Origin of the sequence: Streptomyces olivaceus (genome assembly GCF_000721235.1) — a bacterium.
Taxonomy (GTDB): domain Bacteria; phylum Actinomycetota; class Actinomycetes; order Streptomycetales; family Streptomycetaceae; genus Streptomyces; species Streptomyces olivaceus.
Genome location: NZ_JOFH01000025.1, coordinates 23,424 through 46,376, shown reverse-complemented (window position 1 = coordinate 46,376; position 22,953 = coordinate 23,424). Strand labels below are relative to the sequence as shown.

16 protein-coding genes are annotated in these 22,953 nt (G+C 73.2%); 3 read left to right on the top strand and 13 right to left on the bottom strand.

The features are described 5' to 3' along the window. Positions 1–151 precede the first annotated feature (151 nt). Complete coding sequence (locus tag IG94_RS0125985; RefSeq protein WP_031041917.1) at positions 152–886, top strand: MBL fold metallo-hydrolase; 735 nt, start codon at positions 152–154, stop codon at positions 884–886. Positions 887–920: 34 nt separating this feature from the next. Beyond that, positions 921–1,730, top strand: coding sequence for a DUF3097 domain-containing protein (locus IG94_RS0125980; RefSeq protein ID WP_031041914.1), 810 nt, complete (start codon positions 921–923; stop codon positions 1,728–1,730). A gap of 130 nt (positions 1,731–1,860) precedes the next feature. Here the strand turns inward: IG94_RS0125980 and hemW are convergent, their stop codons facing one another. The 4 genes from hemW to lepA form a co-directional block, all read right to left on the bottom strand. Next, positions 1,861–3,093, bottom strand: coding sequence for a radical SAM family heme chaperone HemW (hemW, locus tag IG94_RS0125975; RefSeq protein ID WP_031041911.1), 1,233 nt, complete (start codon positions 3,091–3,093; stop codon positions 1,861–1,863). A 42-nt stretch (positions 3,094–3,135) separates the two neighbouring features. Then, entirely contained in the window at positions 3,136–5,394 is a 2,259-nt protein-coding gene (locus IG94_RS0125970; protein ID WP_031041910.1) for a SpoIIE family protein phosphatase, read from the bottom strand. Positions 5,395–5,597: 203 nt separating this feature from the next. Next, positions 5,598–7,475 carry an AMP-dependent synthetase/ligase gene (locus IG94_RS0125965; RefSeq protein WP_031041908.1) on the bottom strand — a complete coding sequence of 626 codons (1,878 nt, stop codon included), beginning with the start codon at positions 7,473–7,475 and terminating at the stop codon, positions 5,598–5,600. 297 nt (positions 7,476–7,772) lie between these two features. Beyond that, positions 7,773–9,641, bottom strand: a complete 1,869-nt coding sequence (gene lepA / locus IG94_RS0125960; protein ID WP_031041907.1) for a translation elongation factor 4 — start codon at positions 9,639–9,641, stop codon at positions 7,773–7,775. 294 nt (positions 9,642–9,935) lie between these two features. On the opposite strand from lepA, the gene rpsT reads away from it, so the two are divergent. Beyond that, positions 9,936–10,202, top strand: coding sequence for a 30S ribosomal protein S20 (rpsT, locus tag IG94_RS0125955; RefSeq protein ID WP_031041903.1), 267 nt, complete (start codon positions 9,936–9,938; stop codon positions 10,200–10,202). 228 nt (positions 10,203–10,430) lie between these two features. On the opposite strand, the gene IG94_RS0125950 is transcribed toward rpsT, so the two are convergent. The 9 genes from IG94_RS0125950 to leuS all read right to left on the bottom strand — a co-directional run bounded on the left by IG94_RS0125950 (position 10,431) and on the right by leuS (position 22,498). Next, complete coding sequence (locus IG94_RS0125950) at positions 10,431–10,970, bottom strand: MOSC domain-containing protein (RefSeq protein ID WP_031041900.1); 540 nt, start codon at positions 10,968–10,970, stop codon at positions 10,431–10,433. 49 nt (positions 10,971–11,019) lie between these two features. Next, positions 11,020–12,009 (bottom strand): DNA polymerase III subunit delta, encoded by a 990-nt coding sequence (gene holA / locus IG94_RS0125945; protein ID WP_194277743.1) that lies wholly within the window; start codon positions 12,007–12,009, stop codon positions 11,020–11,022. A gap of 52 nt (positions 12,010–12,061) precedes the next feature. Beyond that, positions 12,062–12,307 carry a hypothetical protein gene (locus IG94_RS0125940; RefSeq protein WP_037765920.1) on the bottom strand — a complete coding sequence of 82 codons (246 nt, stop codon included), beginning with the start codon at positions 12,305–12,307 and terminating at the stop codon, positions 12,062–12,064. A gap of 105 nt (positions 12,308–12,412) precedes the next feature. Further along, positions 12,413–13,294 carry a YceI family protein gene (locus IG94_RS0125935; protein WP_031041891.1) on the bottom strand — a complete coding sequence of 294 codons (882 nt, stop codon included), beginning with the start codon at positions 13,292–13,294 and terminating at the stop codon, positions 12,413–12,415. 365 nt (positions 13,295–13,659) lie between these two features. Beyond that, positions 13,660–16,341, bottom strand: coding sequence for a ComEC/Rec2 family competence protein (locus IG94_RS0125930; protein WP_078892422.1), 2,682 nt, complete (start codon positions 16,339–16,341; stop codon positions 13,660–13,662). Next, positions 16,338–17,441: a ComEA family DNA-binding protein gene (locus IG94_RS0125925; RefSeq protein ID WP_031041885.1), complete on the bottom strand. Its 1,104-nt coding sequence runs from the start codon at positions 17,439–17,441 to the stop codon at positions 16,338–16,340. The genes IG94_RS0125930 and IG94_RS0125925 overlap by 4 nt, the downstream gene beginning before the upstream one ends. A gap of 118 nt (positions 17,442–17,559) precedes the next feature. Continuing rightward, entirely contained in the window at positions 17,560–18,405 is an 846-nt protein-coding gene (locus IG94_RS0125920) for a DegV family protein (protein ID WP_031041882.1), read from the bottom strand. A gap of 128 nt (positions 18,406–18,533) precedes the next feature. Then, entirely contained in the window at positions 18,534–19,364 is an 831-nt protein-coding gene (locus IG94_RS0125915; protein WP_031041879.1) for a hypothetical protein, read from the bottom strand. Between the two features lie 239 nt (positions 19,365–19,603). Then, complete coding sequence (gene leuS / locus IG94_RS0125910; RefSeq protein ID WP_031041876.1) at positions 19,604–22,498, bottom strand: leucine--tRNA ligase; 2,895 nt, start codon at positions 22,496–22,498, stop codon at positions 19,604–19,606. Positions 22,499–22,953 lie beyond the last annotated feature (455 nt).

Genomic DNA, 22,953 nt, shown 5'->3' with positions numbered 1-22,953 from the left:
CGTGCGGCTGGTTCGGTACGGGTGGAGGGGGCGGCTGGTTCGGAACTGCTGGTTCGGTACAGCTATGGGGGTGCGGCTGGTTCGGTACGGCTGGAGGGCGCCCGTGCCGGGAGCCGCGTCGGGAGGTGCGCGCGCCGGTAGCGTCGCCGTCATGAGTGCGACGTGGGACGAGCCTGGGTGGGAGCGGCTGGCGGCCGGGGTGGGCCGGTGCCGGCTGCCGGGCTGGGACTGCACGGCCGGCCTGGTCCTCGGCGAGGGCGCGGCCCTGATGGTCGACGCCGGCTCCGGCCTGGGCGAGGGCGCCCGGTTGCGCGCGGGGGCGCAGCGGCTCGCGGGGCACCGTGTGACACATCTCGCGCTGACCCACCCGCACTTCGACCACGTCTTCGGCGCCGCTGCGTTCGCGGGCGCCCGGGTGTACGGCGCGGTGGGCACGGACGCGCTGTTCGCGGCGGGCGGACACGGGCGCGAGGCGCTGCGCGCGGACGCGGTGGCGGAGGGTCTGGACGCGCGCCGCGCGGAGGAGGCGGCCGACGCGCTCGTGCGGGTCCCGCACGAGGTGAGCGGCGAGTGGACGCTCGACCTGGGCGGCGGCCGGCAGGTCCTGCTCGCGAACGTGGGCCCGGGCCACACCGGCCACGACCTCGCGGTGCTGGTGCCGGGCGAGGTGGAGGTCGTCTTCTGCGGGGACCTGGTCGAGGAGTCCGGGGAGCCGCAGGCGGGCCCCGACGCCGTACCGTCGCGCTGGCCCGCGGCCCTGGACCGGCTGCTGGAGCTGGGCGGCGCGGACGCGCTGTACGTGCCGGGTCACGGGGCGGTCGTGGACGCGGGGTTCGTCCGGGCCCAACGGGACGCGCTGGCCGCCCGTTTCGGCGTGTCGCGCTGATCACGGGGCGCGTGTTTCTCGTATCGTCGGCAGAATGCGCCAGTACTCCGCCGACCTGACCCCTCCGTGGAAGAAGCCGCAGCCCGTCCCCGAGGTGCCGGCCGATCCGGGCCTGGTGGTCGAGGAGCCCGGCACCGGCTTCTGCGGCGCGGTGATCGGCTGCGAGGCGGGCACGGTGACCCTGGAGGACCGCTTCGGCAAGCACCGGGTGTTCCCGATGGAACCGCGCGGCTTCCTGCTGGAGGGCCGGGTGGTGACGCTGGTGCGGCCCTCGTCCTCCGCCGGTCCGGCACGGCCCTCCCGCACGGCGTCCGGTTCCGTCGCCGTCCCCGGCGCCCGCGCACGGGTCGCGCGCGCCGGGCGCATCTACGTCGAGGGGCGGCACGACGCCGAGCTGGTCGAGAAGGTCTGGGGCGACGACCTGCGCGTGGAGGGCGTGGTCGTGGAGTACCTGGGCGGCGTGGACGACCTGCCGGCGATCGTCGCCGACTTCGCCCCGGGGCCGGACGCGCGGCTGGGTGTCCTGGTGGACCACCTGGTGCCGGGCTCGAAGGAGTCCCGCATCGTGGAGTCGGTGACGAGCGAGCACGCGCTGGTCGTCGGGCACCCGTACATCGACATCTGGGAGGCCGTGAAACCGGCGTCCCTCGGCATCGACGGCTGGCCCCGGGTGCCGCACGGCCAGGACTGGAAGAAGGGGGTGTGCCGGGCCCTGGGCTGGCCCTCGGACAACACCGGCGCGGTGTGGCAGGCGATCCTGGCCCGGGTGGACTCCTACAAGGACCTGGAGCCGGCGCTGCTGGGCAGTGTCGAACGGCTCATCGACCATGTGACCGTGTCCTGAGCGTCCCGGGGCCGTTGGCCGTGCGAGGCCCGGTGGGCTGCTCTCCGCCGTCCGCGGAGATGGTCCGTCGATCAGCTCGTCCACACGGCCGAGCAGTGCGCGCTCCCCGCAGAAGCGGGGATGACCACTCTCAGTCCACCAGGTCCCGCACCACCGCGTCCGCGAGCAGCCGTCCGCGCAGGGTGAGCACCGCGCGGCCGTCCGCGTAGGGCTCCTCCTGGAGGAGGCCGTCGGACAGTGCCCGGCGGGACGCCGCGAGGCCCTCCTCGTGGAGGAGCGGGAGCGGCACGCCTTCGCGCAGGCGCAGTTCCAGCAGGATGCGCTCCACGCGGCGGTCCTCGTCCGTCAGGACCTCGCGTCCGGCGCCCGGCGACCTGCCCGCCGCCAGCGCTCCCGCGTACGCGCCGGGGTGCTTCACGTTCCACCAGCGCACGCCGCCCACGTGGGAGTGCGCGCCCGGACCCGCGCCCCACCAGTCGGCGCCCCGCCAGTACAGCTCGTTGTGCAGGCAGCGCCCGGCGTCGGAGGTGGCCCAGTTGGACACCTCGTACCAGTCGAATCCCGCCGCCGACAGGGTCTCCTCGGCGATCAGGTAGCGGTCGGCGTGGACGTCGTCGTCGGTCATCGGCACCTCGCCGCGCCGGATGCGCCGCGCCAGCTGCGTGCCCTCCTCCACGATCAGGGCGTACGCCGAGACGTGGTCGGGTCCGGCGCCGAGCGCGGCGTCCAGCGTGGCCCGCCAGTCGTCGTCGGACTCGCCGGGGGTGCCGTAGATCAGGTCGAGGTTGACGTGGTCGAAGCCGGCCGCGCGGGCCTCGGCCACGCAGGCCTCGGGGCGGCCAGGGGTGTGGGTGCGGTCCAGGACCTTCAGGACGTGCTGCTTCGCGCTCTGCATGCCGAAGGAGATCCGGTTGAAGCCGCCCTCCCGGAGGGCCGCGAGGTACGCCGGGTCCACGGACTCCGGGTTGGCCTCCGTCGTGATCTCCGCGTCCGGTGCCAGGCCGAACTCGTCGCGGATCGCGCCCAGCATCCGTACCAGGTCGCCGGCGGCCAGCAGGGTCGGCGTACCGCCGCCGACGAAGACGGTGCGGACCTCGCGGGGGTCGTCGCCGAGCACCTTGCGGGCCAGGCGGACCTCGTCGACGAGGGTCTCGGCGTAGTTGTCGCGGGAGGCGAGGACGCCACCGGTGCCGCGCAGCTCGGTCGCGGTGTAGGTGTTGAAGTCGCAGTAGCCGCAGCGGGTCGCGCAGTACGGCACGTGCAGGTAGAAACCGAGGGGGCGGTCGGCGGCCCCGGCGAGCGCGGACGCGGGCAGGGCACCGTCGGCGGGGACGGGGTCGCCGTCGGGGAGTGCGGAGGGCATGTGCTCCATTGTCCCGTACGCCGCCGTTGCGCGGGTCGGCGGCTACTCGGCCTGGAGCACCAGCAGCGCCAGGTCGTCCTCCGGGGGCCTGGGACCAAACTCGTGCACCAGGCGCCTGATGCGCTCGGCGACCAGCTTGACGTCCAGCCCCGTGCACCCGGCCAGCGCCGCGGCGAGCCCGTCACCGTCGTCGAACTGGAGGGAGCCGCTGCGCCGCTCCGTGACGCCGTCGGTGACGCACAGCAGCGTGTCGCCGGAGAGCAGCTCGAAGGTCTCGCTGACGTACGTCGCGTCCTCGACGACTCCGAGCAGGGTCTGCGGGCTCGCGACCGCGCGGACGGTGCCGTCGGGGCCGAGAAGCAGCGGCAGCGGGTGCCCGGCGGAGGCGAGGGTGCAGCGGACGCCGCCGTCGAAGGGGACCAGCTCGCCGTAGAGCAGGGAGAGGAAGCGGGTCTGCGGACCGTCGCCCGGGGCAACCGGCGGGCCGCCCGCGGCGACCAGGGCGCGGGCGGCGGCGTCCGCGGCCTCGGTGGCGTCGTCGAGGAGGAGCTGGTTGAGGCGGTCCAGGACGTCGGGGACGCCGTACCCCTCGCGGGCCAGCAGCCGCAGCCAGGGCCGGGCGAGCCCGATGACGACGGCGGCTTCGGGGCCCTTGCCCTGCACGTCGCCGACGGCGAAGCACCAGCGGCCCTCGCCGGCCGGGAAGAGGTCGTAGAAGTCGCCGCTGGGGCCGCCCTTGTCGCACGGTTCGTAGACGAGGGCGCTGTGCACGCCGGGGATCTGGGCGACGGCACCGGGGAGCAGGCCGCGCTGGAGGACGGCGCTGATGGTGGCCTGCCGGGCGTACTGGCGGGCGGTGCCGAGCGCGAGCGCGACCCGGCGGCTGAGGTCCCCGACCAGACAGGTGACCTCGCCGGGGAAGCCGGGGGAGCCGGCGGAGCCGGGAGCGTCGGGAGCGCCGGGAGCGCCGGGAGCGCCGAGGTTGACGGGGGAGCCCGGGGAGCCGAGAGTGCCGGGGTTGCTCGGTGAGCCCGGTGAGCCCGGAGTGCCGGAAGAAGTGGAAGTGCCGACTGAGGGACGTGGGTCGGCTGAGGCAGGAGCGCCGCCGGAGGCGGAAGTGTCGCCGGAGACCGGCGCGTCGAAGGTGCCTGCCCGGCCGATGACCAGGGTGCCGAGCGGGCGGCCGGCGGCGACCAGGGGGTAGGCGAGCGCGACGCCGCTGCCGGGGCCGAGCGCGTCGCCGGGCCAGGGGTGGTCGACGGGGCCGGGGCGCCACGGGTCCCGGTTGCGGGGCGGGTCCTTCTCCAGGGCCAGGCGCAGCTCGTCGGGGTGGCTCTCCCCCGCCTGCCGGACGCCGGTCAGCCGGGCGCCGACGACCGTGCCGGGGTCGCCGCTCCAGGCGCCCCGTCCCAGGGACCCGTCCTCCAGCCACACGCCGCACCAGTCGGCGAGCCGGGGCACGATCAGCTGGCCGGTGAGGGCGGCGACCCGTTCCTCGTCGAGCTGCCCGGCCAGGAGGTCGGAGGCCTCGGCGAGGAAGGACAGGGCGTCGCGGCCGAGCCACTCGCGGTCGCGCGAGCAACGGCGGACGCTGCTGCCACCCCCACCGTCTCCTCCGTCCCCACCGGACGCGCGGGCCGGGCCGTCGAGGACCGTGGCGCCCTCCCCCGCGGCGGGCAGCACTCCCTGGCGGACCGTTTCGGCGTATGCCTCTACCTGATCCGCGATTCCGGGCAGCTCAAGCGCCTCGGCCCCCGTGCCCGCACCCCCGCCACCGGCGCCCGCACGGTCGGCGGTCTCCGTGCCGCCCGCCGGCAGCCGCGCCCACACCGTCTTCGTGCCCGGGCGGTACGTGATCCCCCAGGACTCCGAGAGCGCGGCGACGAGCCCCAGGCCGCGCCCGCGCTCGGCGGGTTCCTGCGGTGTCTCGTGGTCGCCGGCCGCCGGCGCGAGGGAGGGAAGGAGGTCCGTGGCCTCGACGACGAGCGCGCCGGTCTCCTCCACCCGGCAGCCGACCTGCACGTCGGTACCGGCGTGCACGACGGCGTTGGTGACCAGCTCGCTGACGACGACCAGGGCGTCGTCGGCCCGGTGCTCGGAGAGCCGTTCCGTGCCGGGCAGGCCCAGCGCGGACCACTCGGCGAGCGCGGCCCGCACCATCGCGCGGGCGGCGCCCGGCGCAAGGGAGCTGCCCAGCAGGGTCACGTGCGCCCGCGTGCACTCCCGGGCGGACGCCTCGGCGTGCGCGGGCGCCGCGTTGGCGCGGAAGGCGGTCTCCCGCTGCGTCGGAATGGCCCCCATGGACGCTCCCTGGGCAGTTCGTGCGACGTTCTCGCAGTCAGTGCCGACAGCGTGACAGACCGACCCTGCCCATAAGCGCGGAGTTACGGAAGTGGGCCACCATGAGTGAGAACCGTGGTAGGCGGCTGCTCGAACCCGGCCGAAAGACGGACGAATTCGAGCATTCCGCCACGCGGTGCCCCGGCGCGCGGCGGCGCCGCGCACTACGCCTCGCGCGAGCCCGCGTACATCTCCTCGATCAGGCCCTTGTACTCCCGCTCCACCACCGGCCGCTTCAGCTTGAGGCTCGGGGTGATCTCGCCGTGTTCGACGTCGAGGTCGCGGGGGAGCAGGCGGTACTTCTTGATGGTCTGCCAGCGCTGGAGGCCCTCGTTGAGCTGCTTGACGTAGCCGTCGACCATCTCGACGGTCGCGGGCGCCGCGACGATCTCCGCGTACGGCCTGCCCTCCAGGCCGTTCTCCTTGGCCCACTCCGTGATCGCGATCTCGTCGAGGGCGATGAGCGCGGTGCAGAAGTTCCGGTCGGCGCCGTGCACCAGGATGTTGGAGACGTAGGGGCAGACGGCCTTGAACTGGCCCTCGACCTCGGCCGGCGCGATGTACTTGCCGCCGGACGTCTTGATGAGGTCCTTCTTGCGGTCCGTGATGCGCAGGTAGCCGTCGGGCGACAGCTCGCCGATGTCGCCGGTGTGGAACCAGCCGTCGGCCTCGAGGACCTCGGCGGTCTTCTCGGGCAGCTTGTGGTAGCCCTCCATGATGCCGGGGCCGCGCAGCAGGATCTCGCCGTCGTCCGCGACGCGCACCTCGGTGCCGGGCAGCGGCTTGCCGACCGTGCCGGTGCGGTAGGCCTCGCCGGGGTTGACGAAGGACGCGGCGGAGGACTCGGTGAGGCCGTAGCCCTCCAGGATGTGGATGCCGGCGCCGGCGAAGAAGTAGCCGATCTCGGGCGCGAGGGCGGCCGAGCCCGAGATGCAGGCGCGCAGGCGGCCGCCGAAGGCCTCGCGGATCTTGGCGTAGACGAGCCGGTCGGCGACGGCGTGCTTGGTGCGCAGGCCGGCGGGCGCGCTCGCGGTGCCGGTGCGCTTGAAGTTGTCCTGGGTGACCTTGGCGTACTCGCGGGCGATGCCGGCGGCCCACTGGAAGATCTTGTACTTGGCCCCGCCGCCCGCGCGGGCCTTGGCGGCGACGCCGTTGTAGACCTTCTCGAAGATGCGGGGCACGGCCGCCATGTAGGTCGGCTGCACGATCGGCAGATTTTCGATGATCTTGTCGACCCGGCCGTCGACGGCGGTGACGTGACCGGCATCGATCTGGCCGGAGGTGAGCACCTTGCCGAAGACGTGCGCGAGCGGCAGCCACAGGTACTGCACGTCGTCCTTGGTGACGAGGCCGGTCGCGGAGATCGCCTTGGCCATGTAGGACCAGCAGTCGTGCGGGAGGCGGACGCCCTTGGGCCGGCCGGTGGTGCCCGAGGTGTAGATGAGGGTGGCGAGCTGGTCCTTGGTGAGGGCGCCGACCCGCTCCTTGATCAGCTGCGGGTCCTTCTGCAGGCGTGCGGCGCCCCGGCTCCGGAGTTCGTCGAGGGTGAGGACCCAGTCCTCGGAGGTGTCGGCGCCGGCCGCGTCGATCACGACCACGTGGGTGAGGTCGGGCAGCTCGGCCCGCTTGTCCCTCGCCTTGGCCAGCTGCGCGGCGTCCTCCGCGATCAGCACCCGGCTCTCGGAGTCGGAGAGGATGTACGCCGACTCGTCGGCGTTGGTCTGCGGGTAGACGGTGGTCGTCGCCGCGCCCGCGCACATGATGCCGAGGTCGGTGAGGATCCACTCCAGCCTGGTCGAGGAGGCCAGCGCCACCCGCTGCTCGGGCTGCACGCCCAGCTCGATCAGGCCGGCGGCGATCGCGTAGACCCGCTCGGCGGCCTGCGCCCAGGTGAGCGACTGCCAGTCGTCGGGACCCTCGCCCGAGGCCGGCGGCACCGGGTGGCGGTACGCCTCGGCGTCCGGCGTGGCCGCCACCCGCTCCAGGAAGAGTCCCGCCACGGAGGGCGGACGGTTCTCGATCAGTGTCTGTGTGTCGCTCACGACATCCTCCGGGCCCGCGACGGTGCGGCTGGCTCGTTGCGGCTGGCTCAGGTGCGGCTGGTTCACTCTCGGGCGGTGTTCAGGGGGCTGCTCGGGCAGGTGCCCGCACACTTGTTTAACTCACGAGTAACTACGGGGCAGGCATCAGGGTAAAGGGCGACCGGCCGCCGCGTAAGAGCCCGCGCCCTGTCATTTCCTCCAGACGCCCGCCCGTGACATGCGAAGAGACCCGCCGCACTTTCGTACGACGGGCCCCTCCGTATCCGTTTCGCCCGGACGTGGCGTGCCGCGCGGCGGTTACTTCTTGCCCTTGCCCGACCCCGCGTTGTCGTCGCTGGACAGGACCGCGATGAACGCCTCCTGCGGAACCTCCACGGAACCCACCATCTTCATCCGCTTCTTGCCCTCCTTCTGCTTCTCGAGCAGCTTCCGCTTGCGGGAGATGTCACCGCCGTAGCACTTGGCGAGGACGTCCTTGCGGATGGCGCGGATGGTCTCGCGGGCGATCACCCGGGAGCCGATGGCGGCCTGGACGGGCACCTCGAAGGCCTGGCGCGGGATGAGCTCGCGCAGCTTGGCGACGAGCCGTACGCCGTACGCGTACGCCTGGTCCTTGTGGGTGATCGCCGAGAAGGCGTCCACCTTGTCGCCGTGCAGCAGGATGTCGACCTTGACCAGGCTGGAGGCCTGCTCGCCGGTGGGCTCGTAGTCGAGGGAGGCGTAACCGCGCGTCTTCGACTTCAGCTGGTCGAAGAAGTCGAAGACGATCTCCGCGAGGGGGAGGGTGTAGCGGATCTCCACCCGGTCCTCGGAGAGGTAGTCCATGCCGAGCAGGGTGCCGCGCCGGGTCTGGCACAGCTCCATGATCGAGCCGATGAACTCGGTCGGCGCGAGGATCGTGGCGCGCACGACCGGCTCGTAGACCTCGTTGATCTTCCCCTCGGGGAACTCGCTCGGGTTGGTGACCTCGACCTCGGTGCCGTCCTCCATGACCACCCGGTAGACCACGTTGGGCGCGGTGGCGATGAGGTCGAGGCCGAACTCGCGCTCCAGCCGCTCGCGGATCACGTCGAGGTGGAGCAGGCCGAGGAAGCCGACGCGGAAGCCGAAGCCGAGGGCCGCGGAGGTCTCCGGCTCGTAGACCAGGGCGGCGTCGTTGAGCTGGAGCTTGTCCAGCGCCTCGCGCAGCTCGGGGTAGTCGGAGCCGTCCAGCGGATACAGGCCGGAGAAGACCATGGGCCTGGGGTCCTTGTAGCCGCCGAGGGCCTCCTCGGCGCCCTTGTGCTGGCTGGTGACGGTGTCGCCGACCTTGGACTGGCGGACGTCCTTCACGCCGGTGATCAGGTACCCCACCTCGCCGACGCCGAGGCCGTCCGCGGAGAGCATCTCGGGCGAGTTGGTGCCGATCTCCAGCAGCTCGTGGGTGGCGCCGGTGGACATCATCCGGATCCGCTCGCGCTTGTTGAGCTGGCCGTCGATGACCCGGACGTACGTCACGACACCGCGGTAGGAGTCGTAGACGGAGTCGAAGATCATCGCGCGGGCGGGGGCGTCCTTGACGCCGACCGGGGCCGGCACGTCGGAGACGACCCTGTCGAGCAGCGCGTCGACGCCGAGACCGGTCTTGGCGGAGACCTTGAGCACGTCGTCGGGGTCGCAGCCGACCAGGTTGGCCAGTTCCTCGGCGAACTTCTCGGGCTGCGCGGCCGGCAGGTCGATCTTGTTCAGCACGGGGATGATCGTGAGGTCGTTCTCCATCGCCAGGTAGAGGTTGGCGAGGGTCTGGGCCTCGATGCCCTGGGCGGCGTCGACGAGGAGGACCGTGCCCTCGCACGCGGCGAGCGACCGCGAGACCTCGTAGGTGAAGTCGACGTGCCCCGGGGTGTCGATCATGTTGAGGATGTGCGGGGTGCCCTTGTCCTCGGACGGGGCCCACGGCAACCGCACTGCCTGGGACTTGATCGTGATGCCGCGCTCGCGCTCGATGTCCATGCGGTCGAGGTACTGGGCGCGCATCTGCCGCTGCTCGACCACACCGGTCAGCTGGAGCATCCGGTCGGCGAGCGTGGACTTGCCGTGGTCGATGTGCGCGATGATGCAGAAGTTGCGGATCAGCGCCGGGTCGGTACGGCTCGGCTCGGGCACATGGCTGGGGATCGCGGGCACGCAGGGTCCTGATTCTTGAGGCGTCCGCAGTGTCTGCGGTCTCGGGTCTCGGGTCGGATCGATACGTAGCCTCCATCGTCCCACGGTCGGGGAGCCGGGGTGGGTCTGGGACGGCCCACGGGACCGGCGGGGCGCGGGCGGAGGGCCGGGGCGGGACCGTGTTTTGGGCGCTCCACGCCCCGCTGGTACTGTGGGTGGCTGTGTCTCATGCCCTCTCAGCGCGAGGCACTCCTTCAAGAAATCACCGGTTCGGGATCCGTGCGGTCTCGTGCCTGAACCTGCAAAGGCTCATTCGTGGCGAACATCAAGTCCCAGATCAAGCGGAACAAGACCAACGAGAAGGCCCGGCTGCGCAACAAGGCCGTCAAGTCCTCTCTGAAGACCGCGATCCGCAAGACCCGCGAGGCCGTCGCCGCGGGTGACGCCGAGAAGGCCACCGCGTACCAGCGCGTCGCTGCGCGCGAGCTCGACAAGGCCGTCTCCAAGGGCGTCATCCACAAGAACCAGGCCGCCAACAAGAAGTCGGCGCTGGCGCAGAAGGTCGCCGCTCTCCAGGGCTGACCCCTCGTCCGGTCCGATCAGTCGGCCGGCCTCGTGTCCGGCCTGATCGTTGTCCGGCCTGATGGTCTCATCGCCGGGTGACCCCGGCACCCCTCCCGTGAGGAACGTCGAGCCCTCTACCTCGATTCACGGACAGACTTTCGCAGTACGCCACGCTGCGACAACGCCCCCGGACCCACTCCGGGGGCGTTGCTGTGTCCGGTGGGGCCGCGGGCCTGCGCCCGGACCTCAGACCCGTTCCAGAGGCCGGTGCGGCCCCGTGGGAAGCAGCACTCCGATCGTGTCGCCCGGGTGCACCGTGCCGCCCTCCTTCACGATGCTCATGATCCCCGCCTTGCGCACGATGTTCCCGGCCTCGTCACGGCCGACGACCTGCTTCAGCAGCCCGTCCTGGAAGATGTCGATCTGCAGGCAGGGATTGCGCAGGCCGGTCACCTCCAGCACCGCCTCACCGATGTGCAGCAGCGTGCCGACCGGCAGGGCGAGCAGGTCGATGCCTCTGGTGGTGATGTTCTCGCCGAGGTCGCCGGGCGCCACCTCGAATCCCTCCGCACGCACCTCGGCGAAGAGCTCCTCGTGGATGAGGTGGACCTGGCGCAGGTTCGGCTGGGTCGGGTCCTGTGCGACCCGGGAGCGGTGCTTGACCGTGACGCCGGCATGGACGTCGCCCTCCACGCCGAGCCCGGCGAGCAGTGTGATGCTGTCCCGGTTCGGCTTGGTGAACGTGTACTCGCCGTTGCTGCTTACGGCCGTCACTGTCCCGCTCATTCCCACAGCCCCCTCCTCGATGGCACTGAGTCCTTGATGGTGCAGGCCCCTACGCCCGCCCCCGGGACCGCGCCGCCCGGGCGACGGTCACCACGGCCTTCTCCAGGGCGTACTCGGGGTCGTCGCCGGCGCCCTTCACCCCGGCGTCCGCGTCGGCCACCGCGCGCAGGGCCACGGAGACGCCGTCCGGTGTCCAGCCGCGCATCTGCTGCCGGACCCGGTCGATCTTCCAGGGCGGCATCCCCAGCTCGCGGGCGAGGTCGGCGGGGCGTCCGCCGCGGGCGGAGGAGAGCTTGCCGATGGCTCGTACGCCCTGCGCGAGGGCGCTGGTGATCAGCACCGGTGCCACTCCGGTCGCCAGCGACCAGCGCAGCGCCTCCAGGGCCTCCGCGGCACGTCCCTCGACCGCCCGGTCGGCGACGGTGAAGCTGGATGCCTCGGCGCGCCCGGTGTAGTACTGCCCGACGACCGCCTCGTCGATGGTGCCCTCGATGTCGGCGGTCAGCTGGGACACCGCCGAGGCGAGCTCCCGCAGGTCGCTGCCGATCGCGTCGACCAGCGCCTGGCACGCCTCGGGGGTGGCCGACCGCCCGGCCGTACGGAACTCGGCGCGCACGAAGGCCAGCCGGTCGGCGGGCTTGGTCATCTTCGGACAGGCCACCTCGCGCGCGCCCGCCTTGCGTCCGGCGTCGAGCACGCCCTTGCCCTTGGCGCCGCCCGCGTGCAGCAGGACGAGGGTGATCTCCTCGGCGGGCGCGCCGAGGTAGGCCTTGACGTCCTTGACCGTGTCGGCGGACAGGTCCTGTGCGTTGCGTACGACCACGACTTTGCGCTCGGCGAAGAGCGAGGGGCTGGTGAGCTCGGCGAGGGTGCCGGGCTGCAGCTGGTCGGAGGTGAGGTCGCGTACGTCCGTGTCGGCGTCGGCGGCCCTGGCGGCGGCCACCACCTCCTGCACGGCACGGTCGAGCAGGAGGTCCTCCTGGCCCACGGCAAGGGTCACCGGGGCGAGAGGGTCGTCGTTCGCAGTCTTCCTGGCCATCGCGACAAGCATCGCACGCGCCACCGACAACGCCTGCCGGGAGCGGCCCCGCCTACGGCTCCTCGCGCCAGCCCTCCCACTCCCCCGCGAAGGCGTCCAGCTCGCCGGGGTCCAGCCGTGCCCGTTCGTCGCGCACGAGGAGGAGCCACTGGGCGTCCTCCGCGTCGTCCTCGCCGGCCAGGGCGTCCCTCAGGAGCCGCGGCTCCTCGTCGGTCCCGAACCGCTCCCCGAGCGCCTGGGCCGCCTCCTCGGCGGCGTCGCGGTCGGGCAGCACCAGGACGTGTCTCACATCGCTCACGGACGCCATTGTCGGCCACCGGACGACGGGCCGGACGACGGGCCGGTGGGCGGGCGCCGGGCGCCGGGCGCCGGGCGCCGGGCCGAAGGGTGGCCGGGCGCCGGGTCAGCCCTTGGGCACGATCTGCACGTCGAGGTCGATGCGGATGCTGGGGCCGACGACGGCGATGCCGCGGGCCAGCATCGTCTGCCAGCTCACCGTGAAGTCGTCGCGGTGGAGTTCGGTGGTGGCGCGGCAGGCCGCCCGCGTCTCGCCCTCCATGCCGTTGCCGAGCCCGAGGTACTCGGCGTCCAGCGTGACCGTGCGCGTCACACCGTGCAGGGACAGCGCCCCGGTGACGGCCCACCGGTTGCCGCCGCGGTGCGTGAACCGGTCGCTGTAGAACTCCAGGGTCGGGAACCGCTCCACGTCCAGGAAGTCGGCGGACCGCAGGTGGTCGTCGCGCATCTGCACGTTGGTGTCGATCGACGCCGCGCCGATCACGACGTGCATGGCGGACTGCTCCATGTCGTCGGCGATCCGCACCGCGCCGGCGAAGGAGTTGAACCGGCCGTGGATCCGGGCGAGCCCGATGTGCCGCGCGGTGAACGCGATCGAGGAGTGCGCCGGCTCGATCTCCCACTCGCCCGACGCGGGCAGCGCCGGCGGCTGGGCCACCTGGAGCGTCACGTCGCCGAGTGAGGCAAGCGCGTCCTCGGTGACCGTCGCGGAGGTCCGGTACGGCGTGTAGCCCTCGGCGGACACGGCGAGCCGGTACTCCCCCGCGGGCACCGTCGCCACGAACGACCCGAAGGGGTCCGTACCGCCGCCGACCACCTTGCGCCCCATGGCGTCGCTGACCGTGAACTCCGCGTGGGTCACGGGGGCGTTGACGGGATCGAGGACGCGGCAGCTCAGCACCCCCGCGTCCGGCGGGGTCCGCACCGCCGCCAGGGGACCCGCCCGCTGCGTCCGCTTCGTTCTGTTCCCCAGCAAGCGGCCGATCATCTGCGACATCCTCTGCACGACATGCGACAAGTAGTTGACGGAATAACATTCGATCACCGATGTGACTTTCGTGGCAACACGGGCCCACATCGCGGGAAACCGTCGCATGTGCTGGAAGTACACGGGAGCGACCCGTGTGATGCCGTATCACCGCACCCGGCAGCATTTCTCACGGTCGAGCAGGCCGGTACGCGTCGGAGCGCCCGGGAGCACGTCGGGGCACGTCGGGCACGTCGGGGCACCGTCAGGGCACTTCCGGAAGGCGACCACGATGCTGAGCTGACGCGGCACAGGGCCCACCCTCACCCACCCGCACGGGGCCGCTCCCGGAGAGCCTGATCGCCTACGGCGCCGGGACACCGGCCTCAGTCTCCGGCCACCCGCAGCTCCCTTCCCGTGCCCGCGACCGCCAGTGCCCCGTCCCGGTCCGTGCGCAGCACCGTCGCTCCCTGGGCGCGCAGGGCCGCGACCGTGTCGGGAGCCGGATGTCCGTAGCTGTTGTCCTCACCGCAACTGATGAGCGCCAGACGGGGAGCGATGTGCCGCATGAGGGCGAAGTCCTGGTGGGCGGAGCCGTGGTGGGCGACCTTCAGGACGTCGACGCCGTGCAGCGCCGCGGCCGCCGGGGAACGGGCCAGCGCCCGCTGCGCCGGGGGTTCCAGATCGCCGAGCAGGAGCAGGCGCAGGCCCGCCGTCCGGACCAGGAGGGTGACGCTGGCGTCGTTGGGGCCGCCTTCCGTGCCGGGTGCCGCGGTCGTCGGGGGGCTCGGTGGGGGCCACAGCACCTGCCAGGAGAGCGGGCCCGAACGCCGCTGCTCCCCTGCGGCGGCCCGCCGTACGGGGACCCCGTGGGCCGCGGCCCGTCTGCGGACCGCATCGGCCTGGTCCGCGGGCTCCGCCAGGGCCGTCGTCTCGATCGCGCCCACCGAACGGCCCCGCAAGACCCCGGACAGCCCCGCGACATGGTCGGCGTGGAAGTGGGTCAGCAGGACCAGGGGGACACGTGTGATGCCGAGCGAGCGCAGGCAGTGGTCGACCAGGGCCGGGTCGGGGCCCGCGTCCACGACCACGCCCGTGTTCTCCCCCGCCGCGAGCACCAGCGCGTCGCCCTGGCCCACGTCGCACATCACCATCCGCCAGCCTTGCGGGGGCCAGCCCTTGATCACCCGGGGCAGCGGCGGCGGCTGCACCACCACGAGGACGAGCAGCAGTGCGCAGACGCCGCACCACCACGGGTGCCGCAGCAGGCGTCGCCCGACCAGGAGCACGCCGACGGTGACGAGGGCGAGCAGCGCCGCCCCCGCCCAGCTGCCCGGCCAGTCCACTCCCGCGCCGGGCAGCGCGGCGCCGGTGCGGGCGATCTCCGCGATCCACCCGGCCGGCCAGCCACCGCACCAGGCCAGGGCCTTGGCCAGCGGCATCAGCACCGGTGCCGTGGCCAGCGCCGCGAAGCCCAGCACTGTGGCCGGGGCCACCGCTAACTCCGCCAGCAGGTTGCACGGCACGCCCACCAGGCTGACCCGCTCCGACAGCACGACGACGACCGGCGCGCACAGCGCCTGCGCGGCACCCGCGGCGGCCAGCGCCTCCGCGAGCCGGGGCGGCACCCGGCGCCGCCGCAACGCCGCGCTCCACCGCGGGGCGAGCGTGAGCAGCGCTCCGGTGGCCAGTACGGAGAGCAGGAAGCCGTAACTCCGGGACAGCCAGGGGTCGTAGAGCACCAGGAGCAGGACCGCCGTCGCCAGCGCCGGGAGGAGCGACCTGCGGCGTCCGGTGGCCAGGGCGAGCAGCGCGACGGAGCCGCAGGCCGCCGCCCGGAGCACGCTCGGGTCGGGACGGCAGACGACGACGAAGGCCAGGGCGAGCAGCCCGCCGAGCAACGCGGTCGTACGCAGGTGCAGGCCGAGGCGGGGTGCCAGACCGCGGCGTTCGCTGCGCTGGGCCAGACCGGGCGGGCCGAGGAGCAGCGCGAGCACGATCGTGAAGTTGGCTCCGCTGACGGCGAGCGTGTGTGTCAGGTCGGTCTCCTTGAACGCCTCCTCCAGTTCCGGCGTCACGCGTGAGGTGTCGCCGACGACCAGGCCCGGCAGCAGCGCCCGCGCGTCCGCGGGCAGGTCCTCGGTCGCCTCGCGCAGGCCGGCCCGCAACCGCCCCGCCAGGCGTTGCGTCGCCGACGGCTCCGCCACCACGTCCGGTGGCCGTCGGTCGACCCGTACGCGCAGCACCGCGGCGATACGGTCCCCGCGCTGCCGCGGGGGTGCCGCCCGGGCGGTGACGCGGAGCCGTGTGGTGGGCAGCAGGCCCAGCCAGCGGGAGGTGCCGGGTCCCGTGCTGGGCGCTCGTGAGTCCTTCGGCGGCTTGTCGGGGGCGCGGTTCCCGGTTTCCCCGCCGACGTCCACGAGGAGCAGCACCGGTGTCCGGGTGACAGCGGTCGCCCCTCCCGTCTCCGTCACCCGGCGCACGTCCGCCTCGATCAGCACCGTGGGCGGCACGGCGCGGTTGCCCCGGACACGGGGCCGGGTCAGGCGGGGGTCGGCGGTGACCTCCACCTCGGCGGTGACGGTGGCGAACTGCCGGGCCAGCGTCGGCACCGGGCCCCTGCGCAGGTCCGCGCCGTGCAGCGCGGCCGAGGCCGTGGACGCCGCGACGCAGAGGAGCAGAGCGGCGAGTGCGGCGTGGCGACCTCCGCGCGACCGCCCCCGCCTCTGCCCCCGCCTCCGGTCCCGCACCGGCCTCAGGAGCAGGGCCCCGGCCAGGAGGAGGCTGCAGGCCGCCACTCCCACCGCCCAGTTGGCCGGCGCGTCCAGTACCAGGGCCGCCACCGCCCAGGCCGCGAGCGCGGGCGGCACCAGGCGCAGGTCGGCGGGGCCCTCCTGGCGCGGATGGGCCGCGCCCAGCCGGTGCCCGGAGGCCGCGTGCACGGGGGCCCGCGTGGACGGCGCCCGTCCGGCGGTGGCGTCCGGCGCGCCTGCCGCCCCCGGCCCGCCCGGCCGGCCGACATCCGTTCCCGCGTCCGTTCCCGCGTCCGTTCCCGCCTCCGTGCTCATGGCCGTACGAGGTCACGCAGGTCGGCGAAGCGGCGTTCGCCGATTCCGTTGACCTCGCGCAGTTCGTCCACCGAGCGGAAACCGCCGTGCTGGGTGCGGTAGTCGATGATGTGCTGGGCGAGGACCGGGCCGACGCCCGGGAGGGTTTCGAGTTGGTCCGCGGTGGCGGTGTTGAGGGAGACCGGGGCCGCCGGCGCCGCTCCCCCGGCCCCGGCCGACCCCGGAGATCCAGGTGATCCGGCCGAGCCGCCTGCCGTGGTTCCCGCTCCTGGCGGCGGGGACGCTCCGACGATCACCTGCTCGCCGTCCACCAGGAAGCGGGCCCGGTTCAGCCCGTCGGTCTTCGTGCCGGGCCGTACGCCCCCTGCGGCGCGCAGGGCGTCGGCCACCCGCGAACCGGCCGGGAGGCTGTGGACGCCGGGCTTGCGGACCTTGCCGCCGATGTCCACCACGATCTCGGCCCCCGCCGAGGCCGTGGTCGTGGCGGTGGCGGTGGCCGCATCGGCGGGGGCGCCGGTCGGGGCCGCGCCCCCGGTCGTCGGCCCCGCCTCCTTCGCTCCGTATGCCGCCGCCTCCCGCACCACCTCGGGCGCCGCCACGGACTGGGTGCGGCCGGACCAGAAGTGCTGGACCGCGAAGACCGCGGCGACGACGAGCAGGGCGGTGAGCGCGGCCACGCTGCGCCGTTCCAGCCCGCAGCGCGTCTGCAGCCACACCGGCATCCGCTCCCGCAGCGCCTGCCCGGCCCGCTGCCGCCAGGTCGCTTCGGCCATCCCGGCGTCTGGGGCAAGCCGCGGCGGTCCCTTGCCCGACTCGCCCTGCCAGCCGTTGTCTCCGGCATCTCCGAGGGAGCCGGGAAAACCGGGAGGTGCGGCGGGTCGAGCGGCGGGTTCGGCGGGTTCCGCGAGGCCGGGGCGGTCGGCGAAGAGTGCCTCCGCCCTTCTCCGCAGGTCCTCCGGGGGAGCCTGCCGGCGGCCGTGCCTGGCCCGGCGGTGCGGGTGGGAGCGGCCGTGGCGCAGACGGCCGTCGCCGCCCGGGGCGCGGCCGGGGCCGCTGGTCGCGGACGCTGTGCGGGTGCGGGTGCCTGGTCGAAGAGCCATGCGACGAGGATCGGGCAGCCGGGCACAATCGCGATGATCATGCTCGATTTCCGGGGACTACCCGCGAGTTGTGGAAAACTCCGTCCCTCTCAGGGGTGACACGGCGTGCTTCGGTTCGTCATCGCGGCGAGACCACGACCCCCAGCAGCCCCGGCCCCGTGTGCGCCCCGATCACCGCGCCGACCTCGCTCACATGCAGGTCGGCCAGTCCGGGCACCCGGTCCCGCAGGCGGTCGGCGAGGGCCGACGCCCGGTCGGGGGCGGCGAGATGATGGACCGCGATGTCGACGGGCGCGCTGCCCGCCCGGTCGGCGCCGATCTCCTCCAGCCGGGCGATGGCCCTGGACGCCGTCCTGACCTTCTCCAGGGGTTCGATGCGGCCGTCCTGCAGCTGCAGCAGCGGCTTCACGGCGAGCGCGGAGCCGAACAGGGCCTGGGCCGCACCGATCCGGCCGCCGCGGCGCAGGTAGTCGAGGGTGTCGACGTAGAAGTAGGCGGAGGTGCCCGCGGCGCGCTTCTCGGCCGCCGCGACCGCTTCGTCCACCGTGGCGCCCGCCTCCGCCGCCTCGGCCGCGGCGAGCGCGCAGAAGCCAAGTGCCATGGCGATCATGCCGGTGTCCACCACGCGCACCGGGACCGCCGCGTCACGCGCCGCGACGACGGCCGCGTCGTGCGTACCGGACAGTTCGGCGGAGAGGTGGAGCGAGACGATGCCCTCGGCGCCGGACTCGGCGATCCTGCGGTAGGTCTCGGCGAAGAGCTCCGGGCCGGGGCGGGAGGTGGTGACCGAGCGGCGTTTCTGCAGGGCCTGGGCCAGGGAGCGGGTCGAGATCTCGGTGCCCTCTTCCAGCGCCCGGTCGCCCAGGACGACGGTCAGGGGTACCGCGGTGATGCCGTGCCGCTCCATCGTCCTGGCCGGAAGGTAGGCCGTTGAATCCGTGACGATAGCGACATGGCGGGACATGAGCTGGAGGTTACCTGGCGTAGCGCCCGTACGGCAGTCCGGCCCCGGCGACCGGACGTTCCCCGGGTCGTGCCGGGTCCGGCCGCGCCGGCCGGGTCACGTGCCGCCCCGGTCACGCGCCGCCCGGCTCAGGTCGTGCTCTCCGGGCGGGCCTTCTTCTGCCAGGGGTACACGGGGCGGGGACCGGGAGGGTCGATGGCCGGGCGACCGGGACCCCGCTCCGACCGCGGCTCCTGCCTTTGTCCCTGTACCTGCCCCTGCCCCGGCTCCGCATACGGGTGCGGATACGGCGCCTGAGACGGTTCCGGCTGCCGGGGCGGCTCGTGGGCGGGAGGCTCGGGCCAACTCTGCCGGGCGGCCGCGGCGTCGGCCGCCGGGGCCTCGGGCCAGGGCGGCGGCGCGGCACCGGGCTGCGTCTCCGTCCAGTGCCGCAGGGCGCCGGTCTCGACGTCGATCTGGGCGCTCAGCGAGTCCAGGTCGTCGTCCGCGAAGTGGCGGGCCCGGTCACGGGCCGCCCAGCGCAGGCCCTCCGCCGACCGGGTGATGCGCTCGGTGCGCTCGCGCAGCGCGGGGAGGCGCTCGGCGAGCGTGGCGCGGTCCGGTTCGGACTCCAGCCGCCGCAGCTCGCCGTCCAGTTCGAAGCCGTGCGCGCTGAGCCGCTCGAAGAGGCCGAGGGCCTCCTTGAGGGACGCGTCCTCGGCCACGCGCGCGTGGAGCGCGTCCTGCGTGGACCGCATGGACGTGCGCAGCGACAGCCGCAGCTGTGCCAGCTCCGCCGCCGGGCCCACCTGGACGAAGGAACGGGCCCGCAGGGTGTGGTCCTCGACCGTGCGGCGGGCCTGGGTGATGCCTCGGTCGACGGTGCGCTTGGCGGCGCCGACGGCCTTGACCGTGGCGTAGACACCCAGCACGACGGCGAGCAGGAAGAGCAGGGCGAAGACTGTGAGTGCTGTTTCCACGATGCTCCTCCTCCGGACGCCCGGCCCGCGCACCACCGGTCCGCGGCGCCGTCCGCGCCGCTTCTCCACGGTAAACGCAACGGGCAGGCCCAGGGTTCCGGCGGAACCCCGAACCTGCCCGCACCGAGCCCCGAGCCTCCCCGTAGGGGACACCCCGAGGCGCGCAGGGGACACCCGGGTCCCCGCACCCGGGACGGGGCCCCCGGAACCGCCCCGGAGCCCGCACGCCCCGAGCCCGCCTAAGCCGGGACGATGTTCACCAGCTTCGGCGCCCGCACGATCACCTTGCGGATGCCGGCCCCGCCCAGCGCGGCCACGACCTTCTCGTCGGCCAGCGCCGCCTTCTCCAGGTCCTCCTCGGAGACGGACGGGGAGACCTCCAGCCGCGCCTTGACCTTGCCCTTGATCTGCACGACGCAGGTCACGGTCTCGTCGACGACGTAGGCCGGGTCGGCGACCGGGAAGTCCTCGTGGACGACCGAGGAGGTGTGCCCCAGCTTGCGCCACAGCTCCTCGGCGACGTGCGGGGCCAGCGGCGCGACCAGCAGCACCAGGCGCTCGGCGACCGGGCGCGGCACCGGGCCGCCGACCTTGGTCAGGTGGTTGTTCAGCTCGGTGACCTTGGCGATGGCGGTGTTGAACCGCATGCCCTCCAGGTCCTGCCGTACGCCGTCGATGGCCTTGTGCAGGGCCCGCAGGGTGTCGGCGTCCACGTCGGTCTCCGCGACGTCCGCCACCGACAGCCGGCCGGTGTCCTCGTCGACGACGTTGCGCCACAGCCGCTGCAGCAGCCGGAACTGGCCGACCACCGCGCGGGTGTCCCACGGCCGGGAGACGTCCAGGGGGCCCATCGCCATCTCGTACAGGCGCAGCGTGTCGGCGCCGTACTCGGCGCAGATCTCGTCGGGGGTGACCGCGTTCTTCAGGGACTTGCCCATCTTGCCCAGCAGCCGGGAGACCTTCTCGCCCTGGTGGAAGTAGGCGCCGTCGCGCTCCTCGACCTCGGCGGCCGGCACCGCGATGCCGCGGCTGTCGCGGTAGACGTAGGCCTGGATCATGCCCTGGTTGAACAGCTTGTGGAACGGCTCGGCGGAGGAGACGTGCCCCAGGTCGAACAGGACCTTGGACCAGAAGCGCGCGTACAGCAGGTGCAGTACAGCGTGTTCGGCGCCGCCGACGTACAGGTCGACGCCGCCGTGCGGCAGGCCCTCGCGCGGGCCCATCCAGTACTGCTCGATCTCGGGGTCGACCAGCTGCTCGCTGTTGTGCGGGTCCAGGTAGCGCAGCTCGTACCAGCAGGAGCCGGCCCAGTTGGGCATGGTGTTGGTCTCGCGGCGGTACCTGCGCGGGCCTCGGCCGTCGCCCAGGTCCAGGGTGACGTGCACCCAGTCCTCGTTGCGGGACAGCGGGGTCTCGGGCTTGGTGTCGGCGTCGTCGGGGTCGAAGGTGCGCGGGGAGTAGTCCTCGACCTCGGGCAGCTCCAGCGGCAGCATCGACGCGGGCAGGGGGTGGGCGATGCCGTCCTCGTCGTAGACGATCGGGAAGGGCTCGCCCCAGTAGCGCTGGCGGCTGAACAGCCAGTCGCGCAGGCGGAAGTTGACGGTGCCCGCACCGGCGCCGGTGCGCTCCAGCCACTCGGTGATGCGCTCCTTGGCCTCGACGACGCCCAGGCCGTCCAGCGAGACCTCGTCGCTGGAGGAGTTCATGATCTTGGCGTCGTAGGAGGCGAAGGCGCTCTCCCACGTCGAGGGGTCGGTGCCGCGGCCGTCGGTCGGCTCGACGATGCAGCGGATCGGCAGCTCGAAGGCGCGGGCGAACTCGAAGTCGCGCTGGTCGCCCGCCGGGACGGCCATGATCGCGCCGGTGCCGTAGCCCATCAGCACGTAGTCGGCGACGAAGACGGGGACCTGCTCGCCGTTGACCGGGTTGGTGGCGTACGCGCCGATGAAGACGCCGGTCTTGTCCTTGGCCTCGGCCTGCCGCTCGACGTCGGACTTCGAGGCGGCCTGCGCGCGGTACGCGGCGACGGCCTCGGTCGGCGTGGCGTGGCCGCCGGTCCACGCGTCGCGGGTGCCCTCGGGCCAGGCGGCCGGGGTGAACTTCTCGACCAGCGGGTGCTCGGGCGCCAGCACCATGTAGGTCGCGCCGAACAGGGTGTCGGGGCGGGTGGTGAAGACCGTGATGCGCTCGCCGTCGACGGGGAAGTCGACGCGGGCGCCCTCGGAGCGGCCGATCCAGTTGCGCTGCTGCAGCTTGATCGCCTCGGGCCAGTCCAGCTGGTCCAGGTCGTCCAGCAGCCGGTCGGCGTAGGCCGTGATGCGCATGTTCCACTGGCGCAGCTTGGACTTGAAGACGGGGAAGTTGCCGCGCTCGGAGCGGCCGTCGGCGGTGACCTCCTCGTTGGCCAGCACGGTGCCCAGGCCGGGGCACCAGTTGACGGGCGCGTCGGAGGCGTAGGCCAGGCGGTACTCGCCCAGCAGGTCGGCGCGCTCGGCCTCGGTCAGCGCGCTCCAGGTGCCGCCGCCGGGGACCGCACGCTCGCCGGAGTCGAACTGCGCGACCAGCTCACTGATCGGGCGGGCCCGCTTCGCCTCGTCGTCGTACCAGGAGTTGAAGATCTGCAGGAAGATCCACTGGGTCCACTTGTAGTACTCGGGGTCGATCGTGGCGAACGACCGGCGCTTGTCGTGGCCCAGGCCCAGCCGGCGCAGCTGGCTGACCATGTTCTTCATGTTGGCCTCGGTCGACGCGCGCGGGTGCGTGCCGGTCTGCACGGCGTACTGCTCGGCGGGCAGGCCGAAGGCGTCGAAGCCCAGGGTGTGCAGGACGTTGTGGCCGGTCATCCGCTGGAATCGGGCGAAGACGTCGGTGGCGATGTACCCCAGGGGGTGGCCGACGTGCAGGCCCGCACCGGAGGGGTACGGGAACATGTCCATGATGAACTTCTTGGGCCGGGCGACCAGCTCCGGGTCGCCCGCCAGGTCGCCCTTGGGGTTCGGCGCCGCGTACGTCCCCTCGGCGTCCCAGAAGTCCTGCCAGCGTGCCTCGATCTCGGCGGCCATGGCGGCCGTGTAGCGGTGCGGCGCGGCGTCCGCCGTCACGGGGGCGGTCGCCGCGGGGTTCGTCTCGCTCATGATCCTCAAAGCTCCATCGATCGTCTCTGCCAACGGCTGCGACCTTCACGACCGGCGGCTGCGCCGGCCGGGAAATGAAAAATCCCCTCGCACAGGAGGGGACGCCGCGCCGATTCCGGCCTCCGGACTACGGCCGGGGTCGGGACTGATCAGCGCGGCTCGCTAAGCAGAAGGCGTACGGCACGCATGGCGTCAGGGTACCGCAGCCGCCGAGCGGGCCGCGACGCGCTTCCGGCCACCGGGACCCGGCACACCACTCGGCGGACGGCCGGTACACCGCCCACCGGGACCCGGCACACCTCCCGACCGAACACGGCCCCCACCCCGCCCCACCCCGCCCCGGCGACCGGAGTCGCTCCTGAACCGAAGTCAAAGGTTACTTCGCGTAACGACTCCTATAGGACATCACTACAAGCGCACGGTCGTTTGATAACGACGCAATAACTCAAACCTCG

Coding starts and splice junctions, on each gene's coding strand:
- IG94_RS0125980 (WP_031041914.1), top strand. CDS start 921: ATGCGCCAGTACTCCGCCGACCTGACCCCTCCGTGGAAGAAGCCGCAG.
- IG94_RS0125925 (WP_031041885.1), bottom strand. CDS start 17,441: ATGGCTCTTCGACCAGGCACCCGCACCCGCACAGCGTCCGCGACCAGC.
- IG94_RS0125985 (WP_031041917.1), top strand. CDS start 152: ATGAGTGCGACGTGGGACGAGCCTGGGTGGGAGCGGCTGGCGGCCGGG.
- leuS (WP_031041876.1), bottom strand. CDS start 22,498: ATGAGCGAGACGAACCCCGCGGCGACCGCCCCCGTGACGGCGGACGCC.
- holA (WP_194277743.1), bottom strand. CDS start 12,009: ATGGCCAGGAAGACTGCGAACGACGACCCTCTCGCCCCGGTGACCCTT.
- IG94_RS0125970 (WP_031041910.1), bottom strand. CDS start 5,394: ATGGGGGCCATTCCGACGCAGCGGGAGACCGCCTTCCGCGCCAACGCG.
- IG94_RS0125930 (WP_078892422.1), bottom strand. CDS start 16,341: ATGAGCACGGAGGCGGGAACGGACGCGGGAACGGACGCGGGAACGGAT.
- IG94_RS0125920 (WP_031041882.1), bottom strand. CDS start 18,405: ATGTCCCGCCATGTCGCTATCGTCACGGATTCAACGGCCTACCTTCCG.
- IG94_RS0125950 (WP_031041900.1), bottom strand. CDS start 10,970: ATGAGCGGGACAGTGACGGCCGTAAGCAGCAACGGCGAGTACACGTTC.
- IG94_RS0125935 (WP_031041891.1), bottom strand. CDS start 13,294: ATGATCGGCCGCTTGCTGGGGAACAGAACGAAGCGGACGCAGCGGGCG.
- hemW (WP_031041911.1), bottom strand. CDS start 3,093: ATGCCCTCCGCACTCCCCGACGGCGACCCCGTCCCCGCCGACGGTGCC.